Annotated in this window: 22 protein-coding genes and 2 pseudogenes; 13 read left to right on the top strand and 11 right to left on the bottom strand. The window is 61.1% G+C overall.

Annotated elements, in window-relative coordinates; translation table 11 throughout:
* Positions 1–36 precede the first annotated feature (36 nt).
* From MHK09_RS03725 to MHK09_RS03715, 3 genes are read left to right on the top strand one after another with little or no spacing between them, the layout of a single operon-like run.
* Positions 37–1305, top strand: a complete 1269-nt coding sequence (locus MHK09_RS03725) for a hypothetical protein (RefSeq protein ID WP_250412690.1) — start codon at positions 37–39, stop codon at positions 1303–1305.
* 32 nt (positions 1306–1337) lie between these two features.
* Positions 1338–1910 (top strand): hypothetical protein, encoded by a 573-nt coding sequence (locus MHK09_RS03720; RefSeq protein ID WP_005322542.1) that lies wholly within the window; start codon positions 1338–1340, stop codon positions 1908–1910.
* Between the two features lie 2 nt (positions 1911–1912).
* Positions 1913–2491, top strand: coding sequence for a hypothetical protein (locus tag MHK09_RS03715; RefSeq protein WP_005326721.1), 579 nt, complete (start codon positions 1913–1915; stop codon positions 2489–2491).
* Between the two features lie 112 nt (positions 2492–2603).
* Here MHK09_RS03715 and MHK09_RS03710 read toward each other — a convergent pair whose 3' ends face one another.
* The 5 genes from MHK09_RS03710 to MHK09_RS03690 form a co-directional block, all read right to left on the bottom strand.
* Positions 2604–4094 (bottom strand): alpha-amylase family protein, encoded by a 1491-nt coding sequence (locus MHK09_RS03710; protein WP_005326719.1) that lies wholly within the window; start codon positions 4092–4094, stop codon positions 2604–2606.
* Positions 4091–4276: a hypothetical protein gene (locus MHK09_RS03705; RefSeq protein ID WP_198492605.1), complete on the bottom strand. Its 186-nt coding sequence runs from the start codon at positions 4274–4276 to the stop codon at positions 4091–4093. The genes MHK09_RS03710 and MHK09_RS03705 overlap by 4 nt, the downstream gene beginning before the upstream one ends.
* Positions 4276–5097, bottom strand: coding sequence for a carbohydrate ABC transporter permease (locus tag MHK09_RS03700; protein WP_005322533.1), 822 nt, complete (start codon positions 5095–5097; stop codon positions 4276–4278). The genes MHK09_RS03705 and MHK09_RS03700 overlap by 1 nt, the downstream gene beginning before the upstream one ends.
* Positions 5097–6101, bottom strand: a complete 1005-nt coding sequence (locus MHK09_RS03695) for a carbohydrate ABC transporter permease (RefSeq protein WP_436232068.1) — start codon at positions 6099–6101, stop codon at positions 5097–5099. Before MHK09_RS03695 ends, MHK09_RS03700 begins: the two co-directional genes overlap by 1 nt.
* A 122-nt stretch (positions 6102–6223) precedes the next feature.
* Positions 6224–7474: an ABC transporter substrate-binding protein gene (locus MHK09_RS03690; protein WP_250412689.1), complete on the bottom strand. Its 1251-nt coding sequence runs from the start codon at positions 7472–7474 to the stop codon at positions 6224–6226.
* A 401-nt stretch (positions 7475–7875) separates the two neighbouring features.
* Here MHK09_RS03690 and MHK09_RS03685 point away from each other — a divergent pair, with 401 nt between their 5' ends.
* From MHK09_RS03685 to MHK09_RS11860, 4 genes and pseudogenes are all read left to right on the top strand, one after another.
* Positions 7876–9528 (top strand): ATP-binding cassette domain-containing protein, encoded by a 1653-nt coding sequence (locus MHK09_RS03685; protein WP_250412688.1) that lies wholly within the window; start codon positions 7876–7878, stop codon positions 9526–9528.
* Positions 9525–10769: an MFS transporter gene (locus MHK09_RS03680; protein ID WP_250412687.1), complete on the top strand. Its 1245-nt coding sequence runs from the start codon at positions 9525–9527 to the stop codon at positions 10767–10769. The genes MHK09_RS03685 and MHK09_RS03680 overlap by 4 nt, the downstream gene beginning before the upstream one ends.
* A pseudogene (locus MHK09_RS11865) lies at positions 10769–10888 on the top strand (IS481 family transposase); the annotation flags it as partial. The gene MHK09_RS03680 and the pseudogene MHK09_RS11865, both read left to right, overlap by 1 nt.
* A gap of 260 nt (positions 10889–11148) precedes the next feature.
* Positions 11149–11235, top strand: a pseudogene (locus MHK09_RS11860) (hypothetical protein); the annotation flags it as partial.
* Between the two features lie 5 nt (positions 11236–11240).
* Here MHK09_RS11860 and MHK09_RS03670 read toward each other — a convergent pair.
* Positions 11241–12233, bottom strand: coding sequence for an ABC transporter ATP-binding protein (locus MHK09_RS03670; protein WP_250412686.1), 993 nt, complete (start codon positions 12231–12233; stop codon positions 11241–11243).
* 44 nt (positions 12234–12277) lie between these two features.
* On the opposite strand from MHK09_RS03670, the gene MHK09_RS03665 reads away from it, so the two are divergent.
* Together MHK09_RS03665 and MHK09_RS03660 are read left to right on the top strand one after the other, a co-directional pair.
* Entirely contained in the window at positions 12278–13132 is an 855-nt protein-coding gene (locus MHK09_RS03665) for a biotin--[acetyl-CoA-carboxylase] ligase (protein ID WP_179387464.1), read from the top strand.
* A gap of 37 nt (positions 13133–13169) precedes the next feature.
* Positions 13170–13610, top strand: coding sequence for a hypothetical protein (locus tag MHK09_RS03660; RefSeq protein WP_005326709.1), 441 nt, complete (start codon positions 13170–13172; stop codon positions 13608–13610).
* Here MHK09_RS03660 and budA read toward each other — a convergent pair.
* Complete coding sequence (gene budA, locus MHK09_RS03655; RefSeq protein WP_204610019.1) at positions 13588–14319, bottom strand: acetolactate decarboxylase; 732 nt, start codon at positions 14317–14319, stop codon at positions 13588–13590. The genes MHK09_RS03660 and budA overlap by 23 nt on opposite strands.
* Positions 14320–14398: 79 nt before the next feature.
* Between budA and MHK09_RS03650 the strand changes: the two genes are divergently transcribed.
* The 3 genes from MHK09_RS03650 (at position 14399) to MHK09_RS03640 (ending at position 16579) form a co-directional block, all read left to right on the top strand.
* On the top strand, positions 14399–15514 hold the full coding sequence (locus MHK09_RS03650; protein WP_250412705.1) for a 5-(carboxyamino)imidazole ribonucleotide synthase: 1116 nt from the start codon (positions 14399–14401) through the stop codon (positions 15512–15514).
* A 24-nt stretch (positions 15515–15538) separates the two neighbouring features.
* Positions 15539–16039 carry a 5-(carboxyamino)imidazole ribonucleotide mutase gene (gene purE / locus MHK09_RS03645; RefSeq protein WP_005322524.1) on the top strand — a complete coding sequence of 167 codons (501 nt, stop codon included), beginning with the start codon at positions 15539–15541 and terminating at the stop codon, positions 16037–16039.
* A 258-nt stretch (positions 16040–16297) separates the two neighbouring features.
* Complete coding sequence (locus MHK09_RS03640) at positions 16298–16579, top strand: type IV toxin-antitoxin system AbiEi family antitoxin domain-containing protein (RefSeq protein ID WP_156794294.1); 282 nt, start codon at positions 16298–16300, stop codon at positions 16577–16579.
* On the opposite strand, the gene MHK09_RS03635 is transcribed toward MHK09_RS03640, so the two are convergent.
* The gene (locus MHK09_RS03635) at positions 16576–16827 is read right to left on the bottom strand and encodes a type II toxin-antitoxin system Phd/YefM family antitoxin (RefSeq protein WP_040424847.1); all 252 of its coding nucleotides are present in this window, start codon (positions 16825–16827) and stop codon (positions 16576–16578) included. The two genes, MHK09_RS03640 and MHK09_RS03635, sit on opposite strands and share 4 nt — an antisense overlap.
* A 69-nt stretch (positions 16828–16896) precedes the next feature.
* Here MHK09_RS03635 and MHK09_RS03630 point away from each other — a divergent pair, with 69 nt between their 5' ends.
* Positions 16897–17163, top strand: a complete 267-nt coding sequence (locus MHK09_RS03630) for a type II toxin-antitoxin system RelE family toxin (RefSeq protein WP_005322520.1) — start codon at positions 16897–16899, stop codon at positions 17161–17163.
* Here MHK09_RS03630 and rbsD read toward each other — a convergent pair.
* Genes rbsD through MHK09_RS03615 form a run of 3 tightly spaced genes read right to left on the bottom strand, consistent with a single transcriptional unit; the run spans position 17160 to position 19346 of the window.
* Complete coding sequence (rbsD, locus tag MHK09_RS03625; protein WP_200435806.1) at positions 17160–17534, bottom strand: D-ribose pyranase; 375 nt, start codon at positions 17532–17534, stop codon at positions 17160–17162. The genes MHK09_RS03630 and rbsD overlap by 4 nt on opposite strands.
* Positions 17527–18435: a ribokinase gene (locus tag MHK09_RS03620; protein WP_250412685.1), complete on the bottom strand. Its 909-nt coding sequence runs from the start codon at positions 18433–18435 to the stop codon at positions 17527–17529. The genes rbsD and MHK09_RS03620 overlap by 8 nt, the downstream gene beginning before the upstream one ends.
* A complete protein-coding gene (locus MHK09_RS03615) occupies positions 18432–19346 on the bottom strand; it encodes a substrate-binding domain-containing protein (RefSeq protein ID WP_005326696.1) in 915 nt (304 codons plus the stop codon). The genes MHK09_RS03620 and MHK09_RS03615 overlap by 4 nt, the downstream gene beginning before the upstream one ends.
* Positions 19347–19351: the final 5 nt, after the last annotated feature.

Raw genomic sequence — 19351 nt, 5'->3', positions numbered from 1 at the left:
CCCTGATTTTAACGATCTATTAAGGACGGTCTTCTGGTGATTAAAAAGGGACTGCGTTTGCTCGCACCGCTCGCCGTAGCGGCTCTCTTCACGCCAGTGGCACACGCGGGAGATGTTCCCCCGATGCCGCAGGCATATCCCATTTCCAACCTCTACAAGAGCTGCAGTGCCGCCGGCGATAATGCAGAGCGCGAATGGCGCTTTGCAGAAACCGGCCGCCGCTACATGAGCGACGGCACCCTGCAGTTTAAAAACACCACCAACCAAGAAGTGCCCTACACCGCCGAGGTAGAAACTGGTACCAATCACGAGATTGAAGCCAATTCCAAGGCCAAGCTGCCTTCCGGTTGGGACACCACCGCTAAGTCCGATATCGGTCTGAAGATGACCAACGGCTGGCGCGATAAAGAAACCTTCGGCCCAGTGAAGCTGAAGCCGGGTGAGTCCTTCCGCGTCGAGTACGGCGTGATTGAAAAGGACTTCATCTCCATGTTCGTAGGCTGCAACGATGACCGCTTGGAAAATATCCCAGGCTCTAACGTCATCCGCGGTAAGGGCCCGGCCGAGCGCTACGCCTTTGCCTACATCATCAAGGCGGACGGCTCCGTGTCCGACCTGGCCATGGAAATTCCCTCCCGTTCCCCGGGTGCAAACTCCAAGCCGATCGAGGGTAACTACACCTCTGTATCCGGCCCGAGCCTAGAGAAGATCGCCGATCCGAAGAAGGATGAGATCATGCAGCCTTCTGCGGATCTGCAGCGCGATCCCTCCTGGCCTAAGGAAGGCGATAAGTGTGAAGCCAGCGATAGCTCCTGGTACCCGCTGGACATCACCGCTGTAAAGCCGACCTACCGCAAGGCTGGTTACTCCACGGACTTCCTCAACTGGTCCAAGGGTGACTACGAGTTTGCACCGGTAACTGACTTCGTCGTTGGCGCCGAGCACGCCCCATACACCAACTGGCAGGGCAACCGCGGCGATATTCCGAAGGGCTGGCTGGAGTCCGTCGGTGCCGTAAAGCGCGCCTACATGCCGGTCGGCACCGAGCTCAAGCACGTCGACCTCAAGCCAGGCGAGCGCGTGCGTGTGGAGTATGGCACCACCATGACCCGCATTAACTACCGCGAGATTCACTGCGGCAAGAGCGGAGACTACGACCTCACCTCTAACTACAAGCAGACCTCCGCCCCGAGCGGCTTCTGGGCAGAGGCCAAGATCACCGATAAGGCCGGCAATACCCGCACCGAGGACGTCACTCCGGACGACTTCCGTGACCTGCCGGTTTCCACCCAAACCATCTACTAAACCCCACCACACCTACACAAGGAGAAAGTTCCATGTTCAAGTCCAAGATTGCTTCTACCACCGCGGCTCTTGCCGTTGCTTCCGGCCTCATCTTCGCTCCGGCCGCTAACGCCCTGCCGCAGCGCGACCTCGGCCCGGCCAACCCGACCACCATCGGTGAGCGTTGCTCCAACCCGGGTGATACCGGCCAGACCGTTGACATCAAGCGCACCTACTTCGATGGCTCCGCCGGTTCCTGGACCGTGTCCAACTACAACGATGAGCCGCTGCCCGTTACCCGTTCTATCAAGGAAACCAAAACCAAGACCTGGAATGTTTCCGCCGGCGTTGACTTCAAGCTGATGGACCTCATCAACTTCACCTTCTCCTCCAGCTACACCGATAGCCAGTCCTACGAGGTAGGCGAGCAGGTTGGTCCGTACAACATCGCTCCGGGCAAGACCGCCGTCCTGCGCGCCGGCTGGGTTGTCTCTGACTTCGAGGGCCAGAAGACCGTGTGCGGCTCCGACCACAAGTGGCAGGCCAACGGCGGCACCTTCACCGCCACCCTGCCGAAGGAGCGCCACATCGAGGTCTCCACCCGCGATAACAACGATTGGGGCTAAACGTGAGCAAGACGTCCATCGCTAGCGCCCTCGCGGCGCTGAGCCTGGTGGCCGCTCCTGTTGCCCACGCCGCTGATTTCGGTGGGGACTTTGAGCTGCCCCAGCGCTGGAACGACGACTACAAGCCAGGCACGCATTGCTCGACGCCAGGTGAAAACGGCACCTACGTCACCGCAAAGCGCCGCTGGTTCAAGCAGACCGACGCTACTAGCGTGGCAAACCGCAACGCCGAGGAAGTACCGGTCAAGCACACTGTTACCCAGGCTCGCACGCAGACCATCGAGGTCTCCGGATCCGTTGAGGGCACCGGCGAGCTGGCCAAGGTGCTGACCAAGACCTATGGCTTCAACTACGTCAGCGAGCAGCACTGGAAGCTAAACCAGGTGGTTGGCCCGTACACCTTGCCTGCGAACTCGCAGGGCAAGCTGGTATGGGGCTTTACCATGCTCGACACTGACGGTCAGGACGTGCGCTGCAACTCCGACCAGCAGTGGGAAGCCCAGGGCAAGCCGTATTCGGCTTCTGTGCCAGAAGCGCGCTACTCCGAGCTGCGCCTCGAAGACGCGCCTGAGTGGAACTAGGCCACCACAACTATTAAGCGCCCTGTCGGCCCATAAGGACCGACAGGGCGCTTTTCTCTGTGGGTTGCGCAGTGCGCCAGTAGGAGAGGAGGCTGCAGCTGCGCGCTCAGGCTTAGGCTGGCAGCCAGGCGTAGCCGTACGGCCCGAGCTCTACTGGGCCCAAGTCGATGGAGCGATCGCTGAAGTTGTGCAAGCACAGCAGATCGCCGCGCTGGTAGCCAAGGACGGCTTCCTCGCCCGTCTCTACTGGTTCGCACGGAGCGGTGCCGAGATCCGGATGGGCATGGCGCTCGGCAATCATGGAGCGAACGGTGTTGAGCAACGAGGTGGCGTCATCAAGCTGGGCGGCCACGGAGGTACCTCCCACAACCGGAAGGCGGGAAGGTGCTTTGGTGCTGAAACCAGAGTGCTCGGAATCGTCCCACTGCATTGGGGTGCGCACCGCATAGCGGTCTGGGAGCGTGGTGTCATCGAGCATGCCAATCTCATCGCCGTAGTAGATAAACGGTGCGCCCGGCAGGGTCATCAGCAGCGAGAACATGAGCTCCACCTTGCGGCGATCACCGTTCATCAGCGGCATCAGCCGGCGGGCAATGCCCACATGGGCGCGCATTTCATCATCGGGGAGGAAAGCCTCATACATTAGCTCGCGCACGTCATCGTCCACCATCTCCAGGGTGAGCTCATCGTGGTTGCGCAGGAAGGTACCCCATTGGCAGCCATCCGGCAGGGCGGGTAGTTCGTCGAGGATGGAGTAGACCGGGGTGGCGTCGGCAAGCGCCAATGCTTGGTACAACCGCGGCATAACCGGGAAGTTGAAGACCATGTGGAAGCGCTCGCCCTTGCCATAGAACTGCATGGTCTCGGCCGGAGGCTGGTTGGCCTCCGCGATGAGCACCGCGTCCGGGTAGTGGGTGTCCATGAAGGAGCGAATCTTCTCCACAAACTCGATGGTCTCCGGCAGGGACTCGCCACCCAGACCATCGCGTTCAAAGAGGTAAGCAATAGCATCAAGGCGCAGGCCGTCCAACCCCTTGTCCATCCAGAAGGACAAGATCTTGAACACTTCCTCCTGCACGGCCGGGTTATCGTAGTTCAAATCCGGCTGGTGGGAGTAGAAGCGGTGGAAGTAGTACTGGCCGCGCTGGTCATCCCATGTCCAATTGGAGGTTTCCACGTCGGTGAAAATGACACGGATTTCGGGGTAGCGCTCTGGGTCATCGCCCCAAACATAGAAATCGCCATAGGGGCCGGTGGGAGCCGTGCGGGAGGCCTGGAACCACGGGTGGTCGGAGCTGGTGTGATTGAGCGCCAGATCCGTCATAATGCGCATGCCGCGGCGGTGCAGCTGCGCAATGAGCTCTTCAAAGTCCTCCATCGTGCCGTAATCCGGATGGATGGAGTAGTAGTCCGCGATATCGTAGCCATCATCGCGCAAGGGGCTGGCATAAAACGGCGAGAGCCACAGGCAGTCCACGCCGAGCCACTGCAGGTAATCCAGCTTATCGATGACCCCGCGCAGCGTGCCTACCTCCTTATCCCCATCGGCCTTGAAGGAGCCGACGAGGGCCTGGTAGAAGACGGCATTGTGGTACCAGCTCATGAAAGGTCCTTTCTTTTCGCCCGCCAGGTCAGGTAGGTAAGGAGGCATAGGGCGCCGGCCAGGAGGCCGGGCCATAAGGCGGGGGAGTCGTGGAAGAGATTGAGTACAGCTTGGATAACCGCGAGGAGGCTAAAGAAACCGAGGAAACCTAAGGCGGTATCCCACAGCATGGCCCGGCGCATTAGGCCTTGACACCACCTGCGGTGAGACCGGCGACGATGCGGTGCTGGAAGATGAGCACCATGATGACCAATGGGATGGTCACCAATGCGCCGGCGGCCATGGTTGCAGCATACGGGTACTCGAAAGCGGACGGGCCGGAAAAGCGTGCAATGGCTACAGTCACCGGCTCGGTATCGGTCGTGGACAGCTGCTTGGCCAGCATGAACTCATTCCACGTGGTGATAAAGGCGATGATCGCGGTGGTAAATAGCGCCGGTGCTGCCAGAGGCAGGAGGATGAGGCGGAAAGCCTGGGAGCGCGAGGCACCATCCACCCGGGCTGCTTCTTCCAGTTCCCAAGGCAGCTGGCGGAAAAAGCTCAGCAGCGTATAAACCGTCAGCGGAAGCGCGAAGGAAATATTGGGGATGATCATCGCGCGGTAGGTACCAATCCATTCCAGGTTGCCAAAGAGCTGGAAGAGCGGGGTGACCAAGGCAATGGCCGGGAACATGGAGGCGGCCAGGATAATGCCGGTCACGATTCCCTTCCCCGGGAAGTCATACCGGGAAAGTGCATAGGCGGTAAAGACGCCGATGAGCACGGCCACAGCGGTGGTGACCAGGGAGATAAGCAGCGAGTTACCGAGCGCGGCTAGGAAGTCATTTCCCTTATCGGTAGCCAAGGCATCGCGGAAATTATCCAGCGTGACGTGGGTGGGCCACGGGGTGGTATCGAAGGTAAATCGCTGATCCCGCAGCGCCGTCACCAGCATCCAGTAGAAGGGCGCTAGGCCCCAGAACATGATGAAGACGATGCCGGCATAGTGTCCGAATTTACGCATTATTTAGCTGCCTTCCTGCCGGAGACATCCGCGCCAAGGAAGCGGATGAGGATAAAGGCGACGACGAAGATGAGAAGGAAAATAAGGGTGGAGAGCGCGGAGGCGGAGTTGAAGTTGCCTTGGCGCATGTCCTCTACCACTAGCTGGGAGATGGTCGCGGTGGGGGAGTTGGAGGAGCTAGAAATCATGATGACCGGTAGGTCATACATGCGCAGCGCATCCAGGGTACGGAAGAGCACGGCCACCATGAGCGCCGGGCGCACCAGCGGGAGGGTGATGCGGAAGAAGGTCTGAATACGGTTGGCGCCGTCCACGCGGGCGGCATCGTAAACGTCCTTGGGAATCATCTGCAGGCCGGCCAGGATGAGCAGCGCCATGAATGGTGCTGTCTTCCATACGTCCGCGATGATGACAGCCAGGCGAGCGTAAAACGGGTCCGTGGTCCAAGCAATGTCCGCACCAAGCAGCGAGTTGATGATGCCCTCCGGGGCGAACATGAACTGCCATAGCTTGGCTGTGACGGCCGTAGGAATAGCCCAGGGGATAAGCACCGCCGCGCGCACCAGCCCGCGGCCGCGGTACTCACCATTCATAATGAGCGCCATCAGCATGCCCAGGATGGTTTCCAGCAGCACGGTAACGATGGTGAAAAAGAGCGTAATCTTTACCGCCGGCCAAAAGTCCGTGGCGATAACGCCCGGCGGGCAGGTAGAAATCTGACCAGTGCCGGAAACACACCGGTTATTAATCCAGTACAGGTAATTTTCCAGCCCGGCAAAGCCGCCTTCCTCAAAAAGCCCCGTTTGCGGGTTGAGGTGCCTATTGCCTTGGAAGGACAGGAAAATGGCGCGGATGATGGGGTAGCCGATGATGACGGCGAGCACGATGAGCGCCGGAGCAATCAGCCCGGCCACGCGCCCATAATTCTTGTGCTGGGGCTTCGGCACGCTTGCCGACGCCCCCTTCGGCGCCCCCTTGGACGCAGTCGGCGAAGCTATAGCCACGCTGGACCGCCTTTCTGTTCAAGAAATGCTAAGTATTGGCTAGATTCTATCCCCATTAGGGGAGTGAAAACCACAAAGGGTGAGGCGGCGGGGTGTCCGCCTACCTCACCCGGATTGGGCGTTTAGCCCTGGGAGGCCGATTCGATGGCCGCCTTCATATCGGCGGTGGCATCATCGACAGACTTGCCATCCGTCAATGCGGCGTAGGCATTGTCTTGGATGGCCTTAGAAATCGCCGAGTAGAACGGGGAAACCGGGCGCGGTGCCGCGTTCTCCAGAGATTCCTTCAGCGCCGGCAGGTACGGGAATTCCTGCTGCAGCTGCGGGTCATCGTAGATGGAAGCCAAGACCGGCGGGAAGGACTGCTCCGCGAAGGACTTCTGGTTGTCCTCGTTGATGATGAACTTCATGAAGTCGAGCGCAGTGCCCTTATTCTTGGAGTTGATATTGATGCCGTTGTTATAGCCACCCAGCGTGGACACGCCTACGCCGTCCTTACCCAGCGGGGCCTGAACCTCGACGTCGATGCCTGCATCCACCGCGTTGGAGTACATATATGGCCAGTTCATGGCGAAGGCGGTCTTGCCCTCAGTAAAGGCCATATTGGTTTCTTCCTCGGTGGCGGCGGTGGAGTCCTTGGAAATGGTCTCCTCCTCGTAGGCATCCACCATGGCCTGCAGGCCGTCCTTGGCCTCCTTGGAGTCCACGGTGACGTTGCCGTCCTTATCCAGGACGGAGCCGCCCCAACCTTCCATAAAGCCGGCGGTGTTGAGTGCCAAACCCTCGTACTGCTTGAGCTGGGTGGTCAGGCAGTCCTTGCCCTTGTCCAGTGCCTTGCACGCGGACTTAAGGTCCGCAAACTTCTCCGGCGCCTTATCCGCGAGCTCGGTATTGCGGAAAAGCAGCTGTCCGTTGGTGTTTTGCGGCAGGGCGTAGAGCACGTCGTTATAGGTGGCGGACTCCACGGTGGCCGGCAAAAGCTCATCCGTATTGGTTTCAAAGTCACCATTGAGCGGCTGGAGCCACTGGTTAGCTGCGAACTCTGCGGTCCACACCACGTCGAGGGCCATGACATCGTAGTCATCGCTGCCCGCCTGTAGGGACTGCACGAGGGTCTCGCGCTGGGCGTCGGCCTCGCCGGCCAGTTCCTTGAGCGTGACCTTCTCGTCTGGGTGTTGCTCATTCCACTTTTCGATGATGGGGGTCACCTTGTCCGTGTCATTTTTGCCCATGGCAAAAGTGATGGGGCCGTGCGCATCCGCGCCGCCCTCGGAGGAACCACCCGTAGCAGAATCGGAGGAGGAAGAAGAGCAGCCGGCCAAGGCCAGAACTGCGGTAGTCGCAACGGTGGTGCGAAGCAGGAATTTCTTCATGGAAATCACCTTTCGGAAAACTTTCGGTTCTTTAAACCTAAAATACGGAAACCGGAAGGTGGATAATTTTGACCTATTTAACTCTAAATGGGGGGTAGTAAGGGGGATGCTGCTGGCTCGGCCGTGTACCTGTTTTACGACGGCCTAGCTGCCTTTGCGGATAAGTCTCCTCCGTGGGGAATCGTGGGTGCTAGTTGTATTGACCTTAGATGTTAATTGGTTTGCCGAGATCCGTCCCGCTGGGTAGACTCTGCCGCATGTACTCAGGCATCGCTTCCATGAAGCTGCGTTCCGCCCGCTGACGGCGGCGGGACCCCTTCTGATCTTTCGTCTGCCGTCCTGGCCATCTGCCGGGCGGCCATCTTGTGCTGCCCGGCTCCATGACGAGCTGAGAGTATGCAATGCCAAACACACCAACCTTGCGGTCATGTGTGTGGAGTGGAACGCCCCAAGGGTCCGCCGCACACATCCGCGCTGAATCAATACACATCACCTTAGGGGACAGGCACCTCCTGAACGGGCTGGACGTCACCGTCTCCGCCGGCTCACGTCTGGCGATCGTCGGCGACAACGGCCGTGGCAAGACCACCTTGCTTCACATTTTGGCCGGGATCCTGACCCCTGACTCGGGAATAGTGACCCAAATGGGTTCCCGCGTCTTGGTTAAGCAGGACATGTCTACCGAGGGCAACCGCACCGTCGGCGACCTCATCGCCGAAGCGACTGCTCCCTCCCGGTCTGCGCTCGAGGCCCTTGACGTGGCGAGCGCTGCACTCGCCGCGGGTGACGACGCGGCCGATGCCTATTCCGCAGCGCTCGAGACCGCCACGCTACTGGATGCCTGGGACGCAGAAAGGCGGGTGGACATCGCACTGGCAGGCCTCGACGCCTGCAGCGACCGCGCTCGCATCCTGTCGACCTTGTCAGTCGGACAACGTTACCGGGTCCGGCTCGCCGTCGCACTTGGATCGACCCCCGACCTGCTCCTGTTGGATGAGCCCACCAACCACCTGGATGCTGAAGGACTGTCTTTTCTAACCGAGCAACTGCGTGACCACCCTGGTGGCCTGGCTCTGGTCAGTCACGACCGCGCGCTGCTGCATGATGTGGCGACGACCTTCCTGGATCTCGACCCGACCCGAGATGGTGTCCCGCGAACCTACTCGGGCGGCTACAAAGGCTGGATTGAAGGCCGCCGACGAGAACGCCTCAAGTGGGAACAGGATCACGCCGCCCAGGTTGCCCGACACGAGGAACTGACACGCGCTGCAGCCGAGGCGCGCTCCCACCTGTCCCAGGGTGGATGGAGACCTGAAAAGGGCACAGGCAAGCACCAACGCGCCACACGCGCTGCTGGAGTGGTCCAAGCCTTCAACCGACGTATCGAAGACCTGAAAAGTCATGAAATCGGCGTCCCGGCGCCGCCACTGCGTCTTGCGTGGCCCGCCTCGGCAACCCGTGCCGGACAGAGCATCATGAACGCCACCCAGGTTACTGTGAAGGACCGATTGGACGCTCCGGTTTCGGTCGACGTGAACGGCGGTGACCGGTTGGTGGTCACCGGACCGAACGGCGCGGGAAAATCCACCCTGTTGGCACTTCTCGCAGGGCGGCTGGCCCCCACCACGGGACATGTGCGAGTTAATCCGAGAGCGCGCATCGCTCTGCTGTCCCAAGAGGTCCCCGACTGGGACCGCTCCAGCCCCGCACACGAGGTCTATGAGGCGTACCTGGCGAAGCTAGGCCGTCGAGCTCAGGCGCCGTCCCTCGGCTCGCTCGGGCTGCTCGAAGCCTCCGCAACCGGCACGCCGGTGGGGCGCTTGTCGCAAGGACAGCAACGCCGTCTCCACCTGGCCATGTGTCTGGCCCAGGATCCAGACCTGCTGCTCCTGGACGAGCCCACCAATCATCTGTCCTCGATCCTCGTTGATGACATCACCACCGAGCTGCTGCAGACCTCCTGCGCGGTGATCGTTGCCACGCATGACCGGCAGATGCTCCACGACCTGGCCGACTGGCCCCACCTGAACCTTGACCTGAAAGACATGCCATGAACCCGCTTCACCCCTTGACCATCCCCACGTACCGTCAGCTGTTCGCAGCGATGGTGCTGACCATCTTCGCCCAGGGTGCCTGGGCCCTCTACCTTGCCATGCAGACCCTCGACCTGGGCGCCACGCCAGCCGCCCTGTCGGGTGTCGTAGTCTGGAGCGGCATTGGCCTGCTTGCAGGATCCCTCCCAGCTGGCGTAATCGCAGACCGGTTCCCCAATAAGTCCGTCATCGTGAGCGTGCTCACCCTGAACCTCGCAATCGCGACCGCGACGTCCACGGCAGCAATCCTCGACATTGTTACCTTCTGGATGCTCGCGGTTTCCGCGTTCATTATTGGCACTTCAACCGCCTTCTTCTTCCCCGCCTACACGGCGCTGGTGCCAGTCCTGGTGGACGGGGACGACTTAATGGCCGTCAACGGCCTCGAAGGCGCCGCCCGCCCGTTGGTCGGACAGGCAATTGCGCCCGCCGCCGTCGGAGCGGTCATCGGTGCCAGCATGCCCGCCGCTGGCGGATACCTCATCGCAGCAGCACTCGGACTTGCCCTGCTTGCGGCTCTGCAGCTTCCCGCCCCCACCCGCGCCGAGCCCGAGGCCGACGGTGCGGAAGACTCACTGATCACCGACCTGCTCGACGGCTTCCGCTACGTTTCCCGCACACGTTGGGTCCGCTCCAGTGTCCTGTTCGCGGCCGTAATGGGACTGGTAGTGACTGGACCACTCGAAGTCCTCCTACCTGCCCTCATGCGCTCATCGCATGACAACGGACCTGCACTCTACGGCACCGTCCTGGCTGCCCTCGGAGCGGGCGGGGTGGTGGGTTCTCTGCTAGCTGGGTCGTGGCGCACACCGGAACGCTTCCTGCCGGCCATGGTCGGTGCCTGGGTGATCGGATGCCTGCCCCTGTCCATCCCGGCGCTCACCAGCAATTCGTGGGCCATCGGCGCAGGCCTCGCGTTCTACGGGGCGCTGATCGGGATCGGAATGGTCATCTGGGGAGCAGTACTCCAAGAACACGTCCCCATGGAGATGCTCGGCCGGGTCGCCAGCCTCGACTTCTTTATATCCATCGCCTTCATGCCTCTGTCCATCGCTCTCACCGGACTCCTCAGCCGCCACATCGACATCAGAACTCTGTTTATCGCCGCCGGCCTAGTGCCACTGGCCACGGGAGCACTCCTCGCAGCCCTGGGACAACTCAAGATGCCGCAGAAGACGCTTGTCGAGGCAGGAGAGGATTAATGCATGCCAACGCCATCCTCACACCTCGCCACCGCTCGGAGGTCGCCCAACTCCTCGTCGACGACGGATGGCCGATTAGCGAGGTCGCTGCCCGCTTCCAGGTCTCATGGCCGACCGTATCCTCTCGTCCTGCCATTTCAACCGGCTGACTCGCGTCGACCGCGCTACGAGCATGACCACCCCGGAGCAAGCCCTACGACCCGTGGATAGGCACGGTCTACGTCCACGCCGTCATCGACGACTACTTCTGCCTCGTCTACGCCGAGATTCACAATGGCGAAACCGCAATCACCGCCACCGCGGTCCTGGTGGGGTTGGCGAGTGATTCAACGCCCACCGGTATACTTCCGAAGCCGAACGCCGCGGTGAGCTCGACGCCTGGCTGCATTACTACAACCGGCATCGTCCCCACACTGCGTGTGGAGACCAGCCGCCGTTTTCACGTTTGACTTACGGCTCCGGTTAGTTCAGCTAGTCCTGGGCGATGCGACGGCCCGTTTCTGGATCGAAGCGGAGCGCTTCGCGCGGGTTGAATGTCAGTACCACCTCTTCGCCACGCTGTGGTGGGGTGCCCTCGGCGCGAGCGACAAAGCGGTTTTCGCCCACGGTGACGTAGACATAGGACTCGGCGCCCAGCTCTTCCACAATATCCACCACACCTTGGAAACCCACTGGGCCCTTGTTGATAAACATCTTTTCTGGGCGCACACCTACACGGCCGCCGTTGTAGTCAAAGATATTCATCGCCGGCGAACCGATGAAGCCGGCGACGAATTCGTTTGCGGGGGCATCATAAAGCTCGCGTGGCGGGGCAACTTGCTGCAGCTCGCCGTCTTTGAGCACTGCCACGCGGTCACCCATGGTCATAGCCTCAACTTGGTCATGGGTAACGTAAACCGTCGTCGTCCCCAGGCGCTGCTGCAGGCTGGCCAGCTCGGCGCGGGTCTGCACGCGCAGCTTGGCATCCAAGTTGGAGAGTGGCTCATCCATGAGGAAGGCCTTCGGTTCGCGCACGATGGCACGGCCCATGGCCACGCGCTGGCGTTGGCCGCCGGACAGATCCTTGGGCTTGCGCTTGAGATACTCGGTCAGTCCGAGTGTTTCCGCGGCTTCGTGCACCTTGGCCTTGATTTCGGCCTTGGGCAACTTCGCCAGCTTCAAAGCAAAGCCCATATTTTCTTCCACTGTTAGGTGCGGGTAAAGCGCATAATTCTGGAAGACCATGGCGATATCGCGATCGCCTGGTTCCAGGTTTGTCACGTCCTTGCCATCGATGGTGATGCGGCCGCTCGACGTCGGCTCCAATCCCGCCAGTGCGCGCAGCGTCGTGGATTTACCGCAGCCCGATGGACCAACGAGGACTAGGAATTCGCCGTCCGCGATATCGAGGTCCAAGTCTTTTACCGTGGGCGCGCTCGCGCCGGGGTAGGTGATGTTGACCTTTTCAAAAGTGACCTTTGCCATGCGCAACACACTAGCACCATTGGAGGCCGGTATCCTTGAAGCTTATGACTGCACTTGATTTGGAACGCATTCGCACTGCGCTGGCAGACGATTTCACCACCATCGATTTCGTGGAAAAGACCGGCTCCACCAATACCGATTTGATGCAGGCCACCAACGTTGCGGATGGCACCGTGCTGCTTGCCGACGAACAACTTTCCGGCAAGGGCCGCCTCGGCCGCACTTGGACCGCGCCGGCCGGCTCCCAGGTCATCTTCTCCGTGCTCTTGCTGCCGGAATCCCTCGAGCACCTGGGCACCCTGCCGCTGGCCGCGGGCCTCGCGGTGACCGATTCGATCGAGGGCACCGTGCTGAAGTGGCCGAACGACGTGCATATCGACGGCAATAAGCTGTGCGGCATCCTCGCCGAGGCCGGTCCCGTGGGCCAAGCCTTCAAGGCCGCGCCAAAGACCGAGCTCACCAAGGTGGAGGTAGGCAAGGCCGAAGTCAACAAGGCGGAGGTTAATAAGGCCGAAGTAAATAAGGCAGTAGGTGGCGCCGCACCATCTGCGCGCGTCGTCGTGGGCATGGGCATCAATGTCACCCTGACTCGTGAGGACCTACCGATTGAAAAGGCCACCTCGCTCGCACTCGAAGGCCGCGATACGGACCGCACCGAGCTGGCCATTACCGTGCTGAAGAACCTGCGCCGCCGCATCGTGCAGTGGGAGAACCAAGATCCGCAGCTCTTGCGTGACTACCGTGCGGTCTGCTCCTCGCTCGGCCAGGAAGTTCGCCTAGAAACCCCGTCCGGCGATGTCACCGGCCACGTCGATGAAATTGGCGAGGACGGCCGCATCATGGTCGCCGGCGAGTACTATTCCGCAGGTGATGTCACGCACCTGCGCCCACAGCAGTAAACCACCACAGTAGACACGCGAGGTAGCATCCATAGCTATGGGACTAATGAAGATGGGCCAAGGTGAGGTCAAGCGCGCGGATGTCTCCGCGCCGTTTCGCGCGCTGATTTTCCCCTTCCTCGAGCTCATCCTCATCACCGGCCTGCTGTGGATTGCCATCGGTTGGTGCGATGTCCAAGCAGTAGACCCGATGCTGCGCAACGGCCTCGTCGCGGTATGGGCCCTGCTGGGAATCTGGCGCTTTGTCATTCCTCTTTATAAGGCCCGCCGGAAGCGCTTCATCGTGACTAATAGGCGCGTCATCGCGCGCGAGGGCCGTAATATTGATTCGATTCCGCTGCAGGATATTCGCGGCGCCCGCAAGCGCCGGGGCGGGGTATCCCTAGCAATTCACGGCTGGGACCGGGCCATGTATTTTCCCAACGTGGCCAAGCCCAAGCGCGTGGCCGAGATTATTAATGATCGCCCTTGGTTTTAACCTCGGTGGTGTGCAGCTGGCTATCCAGATCCTCGGGGGAGAGGTTGGCGCGGCTGAATTCTTGCGTCAGCGGCAGGCGCAGCTCTAGGTCGGAGGCGGGGCAGAGTTCAACCGTTGCCTTATCCACTACGTAGTCCAACACGTGGCCACCGGAGGTGCGGGCGGCGTCGATAAAGTGCACGTGGCAGCCGGGTACCGAGATTCCCTTTTCATAGACGGGGGTGCGGAAGCCGCCGATGACGCCCTCGACGTCCTTAAAGTGCAGCTCCTTATCGCCGCCCACGGCTTCTGACATTGGCGGGTAGGGCTTTTCTTGCTTGACCACCGTGCGGGTGGTCACCTCCTTGAACGTGCCCACGATGCGCACCGCGTACATGTAGTTAGCGGAAGGCTCGAGCTTATCGATGAACGCGGAGAGCTGATCGCGGCGCAGGCCCGCGGGGGCGTCGGCAGTAATGCGCGGGACAAAGTTCGTGGCCACCGCGTAAGGGGTGCGCTGGTCTAGGTCTGCAATCTGCGCGGAGCCATCGCCGCGCAGCTGGTAGCAGGTGCCATCCAAAATGATCATCTCTCCGTCGAGGCCATCAAAGGTGCCGAGGCCAAAATTGCCCTTACCAAGCAGTTCCGAAATGGTCATTTCGCCGTCATAAATGCCGTCCAGCAAAGCGGTCATGAGGGAATTTTGGAAGATGGTATGACGAGTGAACATAGTATCCAGGCTAGTATTGAGGAACGTGAGTGACTTAAAGCCTATTGTAACTGTTTGTGGCGACGGCCAGCTGGCTCGCATGATGCAGCCGGCCTCCGCGGAACTCGATATTCACCTGCGGATTCTGGCCAGCAAGCCGGACTCCTCCGCCGCGCAGGTCACCCCAGACGTGGTGCTGGGGGATTACACCTCCTTGGAGGAGCTGCGCGGCGTGGCAGAGGGCGCGGATGCCATTACCTTCGAGCATGAGCATGTGCCCAACGAGCACTCTGCCGCGCTTATCGACGCCGGATTTAACGTCCAGCCCCAGCCCACCGCCCTTATCTATGCGCAGGATAAGCTCAAGATGCGCGAAAAGCTCGCCGCGCTGGGCGCTCCCGTGCCGCGCTTTGCCGCCATCGACTCGGTGGCCGATGCCCGCGCCTTTTTCGACGCCGTCGATGGCCGCGTGTGCCTCAAGGCCCGCCGCGGTGGTTATGACGGCAAGGGCGTATGGTTCCCCACCGCCGATAATTGCTTTGAGCTGGTCTCCGAGCTGCTCGAGGCCGGAACCCCGCTGATGGCAGAGGAAAAGGTGGAACTTACCCGCGAGCTTTCCATCTTGGTCGCCCGCCGTCCTTCCGGCGAGGCCAAGGTGTGGCCGATTACCCAATCCCGCCAGGAAAACGGCATCTGCGCCGAGGCCATTGCCCCCGCCCCTGGCCTTACACCGGAACTTTCCCAGCGCGCGTCCGAGCTGGGCCTGGCCATCGCCGAGTCCCTCGGCGTGACCGGCATGCTGGCCGTCGAACTCTTTGCCTTCGACGGCCCCGAGGGCGAGGATATCTCCGTCAACGAACTGGCCATGCGACCGCATAACACCGGCCACTGGACCCAGGATGGCTGCGTCACCTCCCAGTTTGAGCAGCACCTACGCGCGGTGCTCGACCTCCCGTTGGGTGCAGTCGACACGCTTGCACCCGTGACCGTGATGGCCAATGTCCTGGGCGCCGACGAAGATCCCGCTAAGCCCATGCCGGAGCGCGTCAGGGAAGTCATGGAGCGCTATCCGCAGGCCAAGATTCACCTCTATGGCAAGGATCACCGCCCTGGCCGCAAGATTGGCCACGTCAACGTCACTGGTGAAGATACCGACGAGACCCTGACCATTGCCCGCCAGGCCGCACACTTTCTCGTGCACGCCGAATGGGCTTAAATTCCTGCCTGTAGAAAGGACATTATGCAACCGCATGTAGGCATCATCATGGGCTCCGATTCCGATTGGCCCACCGTTGAACCCGCCGCCCAGGTCCTCGCGGACTTCGGCATCCCCTTCGAGGTCGGCGTGGTCAGCGCCCACCGCACCCCGGAAAAGATGCTGGCCTATGCCAAGGAAGCCCATACCCGCGGGTTGAAGGCGATTATCGCTTGCGCCGGCGGTGCCGCGCACCTTCCCGGCATGGTCGCCGCGGCCACGCCGCTGCCGGTCATCGGTATCCCCCGCGCACTAAAGGATCTCGATGGCCTCGACTCCCTCCTGTCCATCGTGCAGATGCCCAGCGGCGTGCCGGTAGCCACCGTCTCCATCGGCGGTGCGAAGAACGCCGGCCTGCTCGCCGCCCGCATCCTCGGCGCTGGCGACCCCGCCATCCAAGACAAGATGGTGGACTACCAAAAGCAGATGGCCGAGGAAGTCGAGCAGAAGGATAAGAACCTGCGCGACAAGCTGCTAGGAGAGTAGCTCTCCGGTCTAAGGCCAAACAAAACAAGCACGTTTTAGCCAAAACTACGTAGTTTTTCGGCAGAACGTGTTTGTTTTTGTCTCCTATTCTCTAGCGAAGTTCTCGTCGCTCTTCGCCAACATGCAAAACAAGCACGATCGGGCAAAATTTGCGGAGGAAAAGGATAAAACGTGCTTGCTTTGCATCGTTGTAGCCTGCGGCGTGAGGAAGCGTGCTTTAAGCTTTCGGGCAGGGGAATAATGCTCAAAGGGGGAAGCATGGAAGAAGTACTGGTTTCAGGCCTAAGCAGGGGAGAGCTTAATACTCATGTAGCGAATGGAAAGATAATCCGAATCGGCCGCGGGATTTATACGTGGCGGGAACCGACTCCCATGGAGGTAGCTCGCATCCTGCACAAGCGGTGGCCTGGAATCATGCTTGCAGGAAGCTCTGCGGTGCAGCTGTACTCCAAGAAGGCGATGACCTTTCCTCTGAAATTTGCCTACAAGCATGTCGTGAGTGGTTCGCAGTGGTTTGAAGCCGAGCCAATTTACGGCTAGCGCCCTTCAATTTCTTCCGTGACCTGCTCAAAAGAGAAGCGTTCGCCGGTATCGGCGGCGCGGGCTTGGCGGAGGGCTTCAGCATCTGCGGCGGCTTCGAGGCGGTCAAGGAAAGCTAGTTCCTGAGGCGAAATGATAACTGCGGCTTCCTTACCGTTGCGGGTGACAACGGTGCGGGTGCCTGCGTAGTGGGCTTGGTCAATGACCTGGCCTAAGCGGGTGCGGAGTTCGGAAAGTGGCAAAGACAATGAAAGCTCCTAATACATCAAAGTACTACTAGTACTAAGTTAGCAAAGAGTACAACTTTTTAAGAGGTCATGGACTACAACATCGCGTTTACGCGGCAGGCTAAGCGAGAGTTACAAAAAATCCATCAGGGAAACCGAAAGCAATATCAACGGATTAAGCGCGCGATCGGTGGACTGGCTAAAGACCCATATCCACCGGGATCTATCGCTTTGTCCGGCAGGAGTGGCCGAAGAATAAGGGTGGGAAATTACCGCGTGCTGTACTCCGTTGAGGAGCAAGAAGTGCTGGTGGAAGTGTTTACCGTAGGGGCACGCGGAAACGTCTATAAGCGCTAGAAGGGCACGCCGGAGCGCAGGATGACATTGGCAAACGGCGTGGTGGAACCGGTGCGCACGACAAAGGAGGCGCGGGCGACCTCGCGCTTGAGGTCGTCGTGAGAGACCTCGGTAAGCGGTACTGCGGGAAGCAGGGAGCGCACCTCGGGCGGGGTGGTATCGGCGATGGTGGCGGCTTCGACCACGACCTCATCGAGGAGGGCCGCCAGGGTATCGGCAAAGGTGGGGATGCCGAAGGTCAGCGTGAGGTCGATGACGGGCACAGCGTGGGGGATGGGCAGGCCGCAATCGGCGATAACGAAGGTATCGGTGTGGCCCAAGCGTGCGATGGCGCTGGTGAGCGCGGGATTGAGCAGGCCGGATTTACGCATCGGTGACCTCCGGCAGGGCGGATTCGGTGGTGGGGTAGGACGGTTGCGCGCCGTTGCCGGTGGCGGCGAAGGCGCCGACGCGGGCGGCGAAAGTGGCGGCTTCGACAAGCGAGGCACCGGCAAGCAGCTGGGCGCAGAAGGCACCTGCGAAGGCATCGCCGGCGCCGGTGGTATCCACGGCGGTCACGCGCGGGGTGGGGATGTCCGTGCCGCCTTCCGGGGTGGCCACGTAGGCGCCGTGGGCGCCGAGGGTCAGCACGACGGACCGGAAGCCGGCCTCTACTAGGCGGTGGGCGAGCTCGCGCGGGGCGCCCTGTGCAGGTAGGCCGAATTGGTCCAGGATGAGCCCTGCTTCATGTTCATTGGCCAGCAGGGGATCGGCCTGCAGGAGCGAATCGCGGTCGACCTCGACCACGGGCGCGAGGTTAACCACCACTCGGCCTTGGGCCGCCTCGACCGCGGCCTGGAAACCGGAGGCGGGGATTTCACCTTGGAGGAGGACCACGTCGGCGTCGGCGATGGTGGATGCACGGGAAGAGACAAAGGGGGCGTCGACAAGCGCGTTGGCGCCGGGGGAGATGACGATGGTGTTCTCGCCATCGGCCGAGACAGTAATGACGGCGAGGCCGGTGTTGGTATCGGCCTGCTCCACGGCGCTCAGATCGATGCCGGAGGTGCGCATGTAGTGCATGGCGGGCTCGGCATAGGGATCGGAGCCGACCGCGCCCACGAAGGCCACGGTAGCGCCCAGCTGTGCGGCCGCGACAGCCTGGTTAGCGCCCTTGCCCCCGGCCAAGATGTCGCCGCCAGAGCCCAGGAGGGTCTCGCCGGGCTGCGGGTGGCGCTCGGCGTGCACGATGAGATCGGCATTGATGGAACCGACGACGGTTAGCTTGCTCATTGGAAATCCTCCACATTGTCGCGGGTGACGGTGATGACCTCGACGGGAACGCTTTTCTCCGCCGCGCCACCGTGCAGGAGCGCTGCGGCTTGTTCGATGGCGCGGGCACCGAGCTCTGCGGGCTGCTGGGCGATGGTAGCTTCCAGCTTGCCATCTTTGACCGCTTTGAGGCCATCGAAGGTGCCATCAAATGCCACCACCTTGACCTCAGATCCAGCGCGCGAGCCCAAAGCTTCGACCGCGCCGAGCGCCATTTCATCGTTCTCTGCAAAGATGGCCTTGATATCCGGGTTGGCCTGCAGCAAGTTGGTGGCGACGTTGAGTCCTTCCGTGCGGTCGAAATTCGCCGATTGCTTGCCGACGACCCGAATGTCCCCGTACTTCGCAATCTGCTCTTCAAAGCCCTTGCCGCGCTCGCGCGAGGCGGAGGTACCAGCGGTGCCCTGCAGGATGAGGATATCGCCCTTTTCCCCGATGGCTTCAGCGAGCTTATCCGCCGCTTGCGCGCCACCGGCGACGTTATCGGACGCCACCATGGAATCCAGCTCTACGCCGTTGACATCGCGATCCACGCCGATGACGGGCACGCCGTCATTTTTGATGCCGCGAACCGCTGGGGCAACGGCATCGGAATCGGTGGGGTTGACCACGACGACCTTGGCGCCCATGGAGGTGGCATTGCCCAACTGATTGACCTGTTGGGCGGGGTCATCGGAAGCGTCTTGGATGTCTAGCGGAACGCCGAGTTCCTTGGCCTTATCTTGTGCGCCGTGGCGCAGCTCGACGAAGAAGGGGTTGGTCTGCGTCGATAGCGCTAGCGTGATGCGGTTGCGGTCTTCTTCCGAGCGATTGCAGGAGGCAAGGCCCAGCGCGAGGGCGGGGACAAGGAGGGTGGCGATGAGCTTTTTCATGGCGG

Source organism: Corynebacterium tuberculostearicum, assembly GCF_022347235.1.
GTDB classification, from domain to species: Bacteria; Actinomycetota; Actinomycetes; order Mycobacteriales; family Mycobacteriaceae; genus Corynebacterium; species Corynebacterium tuberculostearicum_F.
Note: the sequence above shows the minus strand (reverse complement) of the source record. Positions and strands in the feature narration are given on the sequence as shown.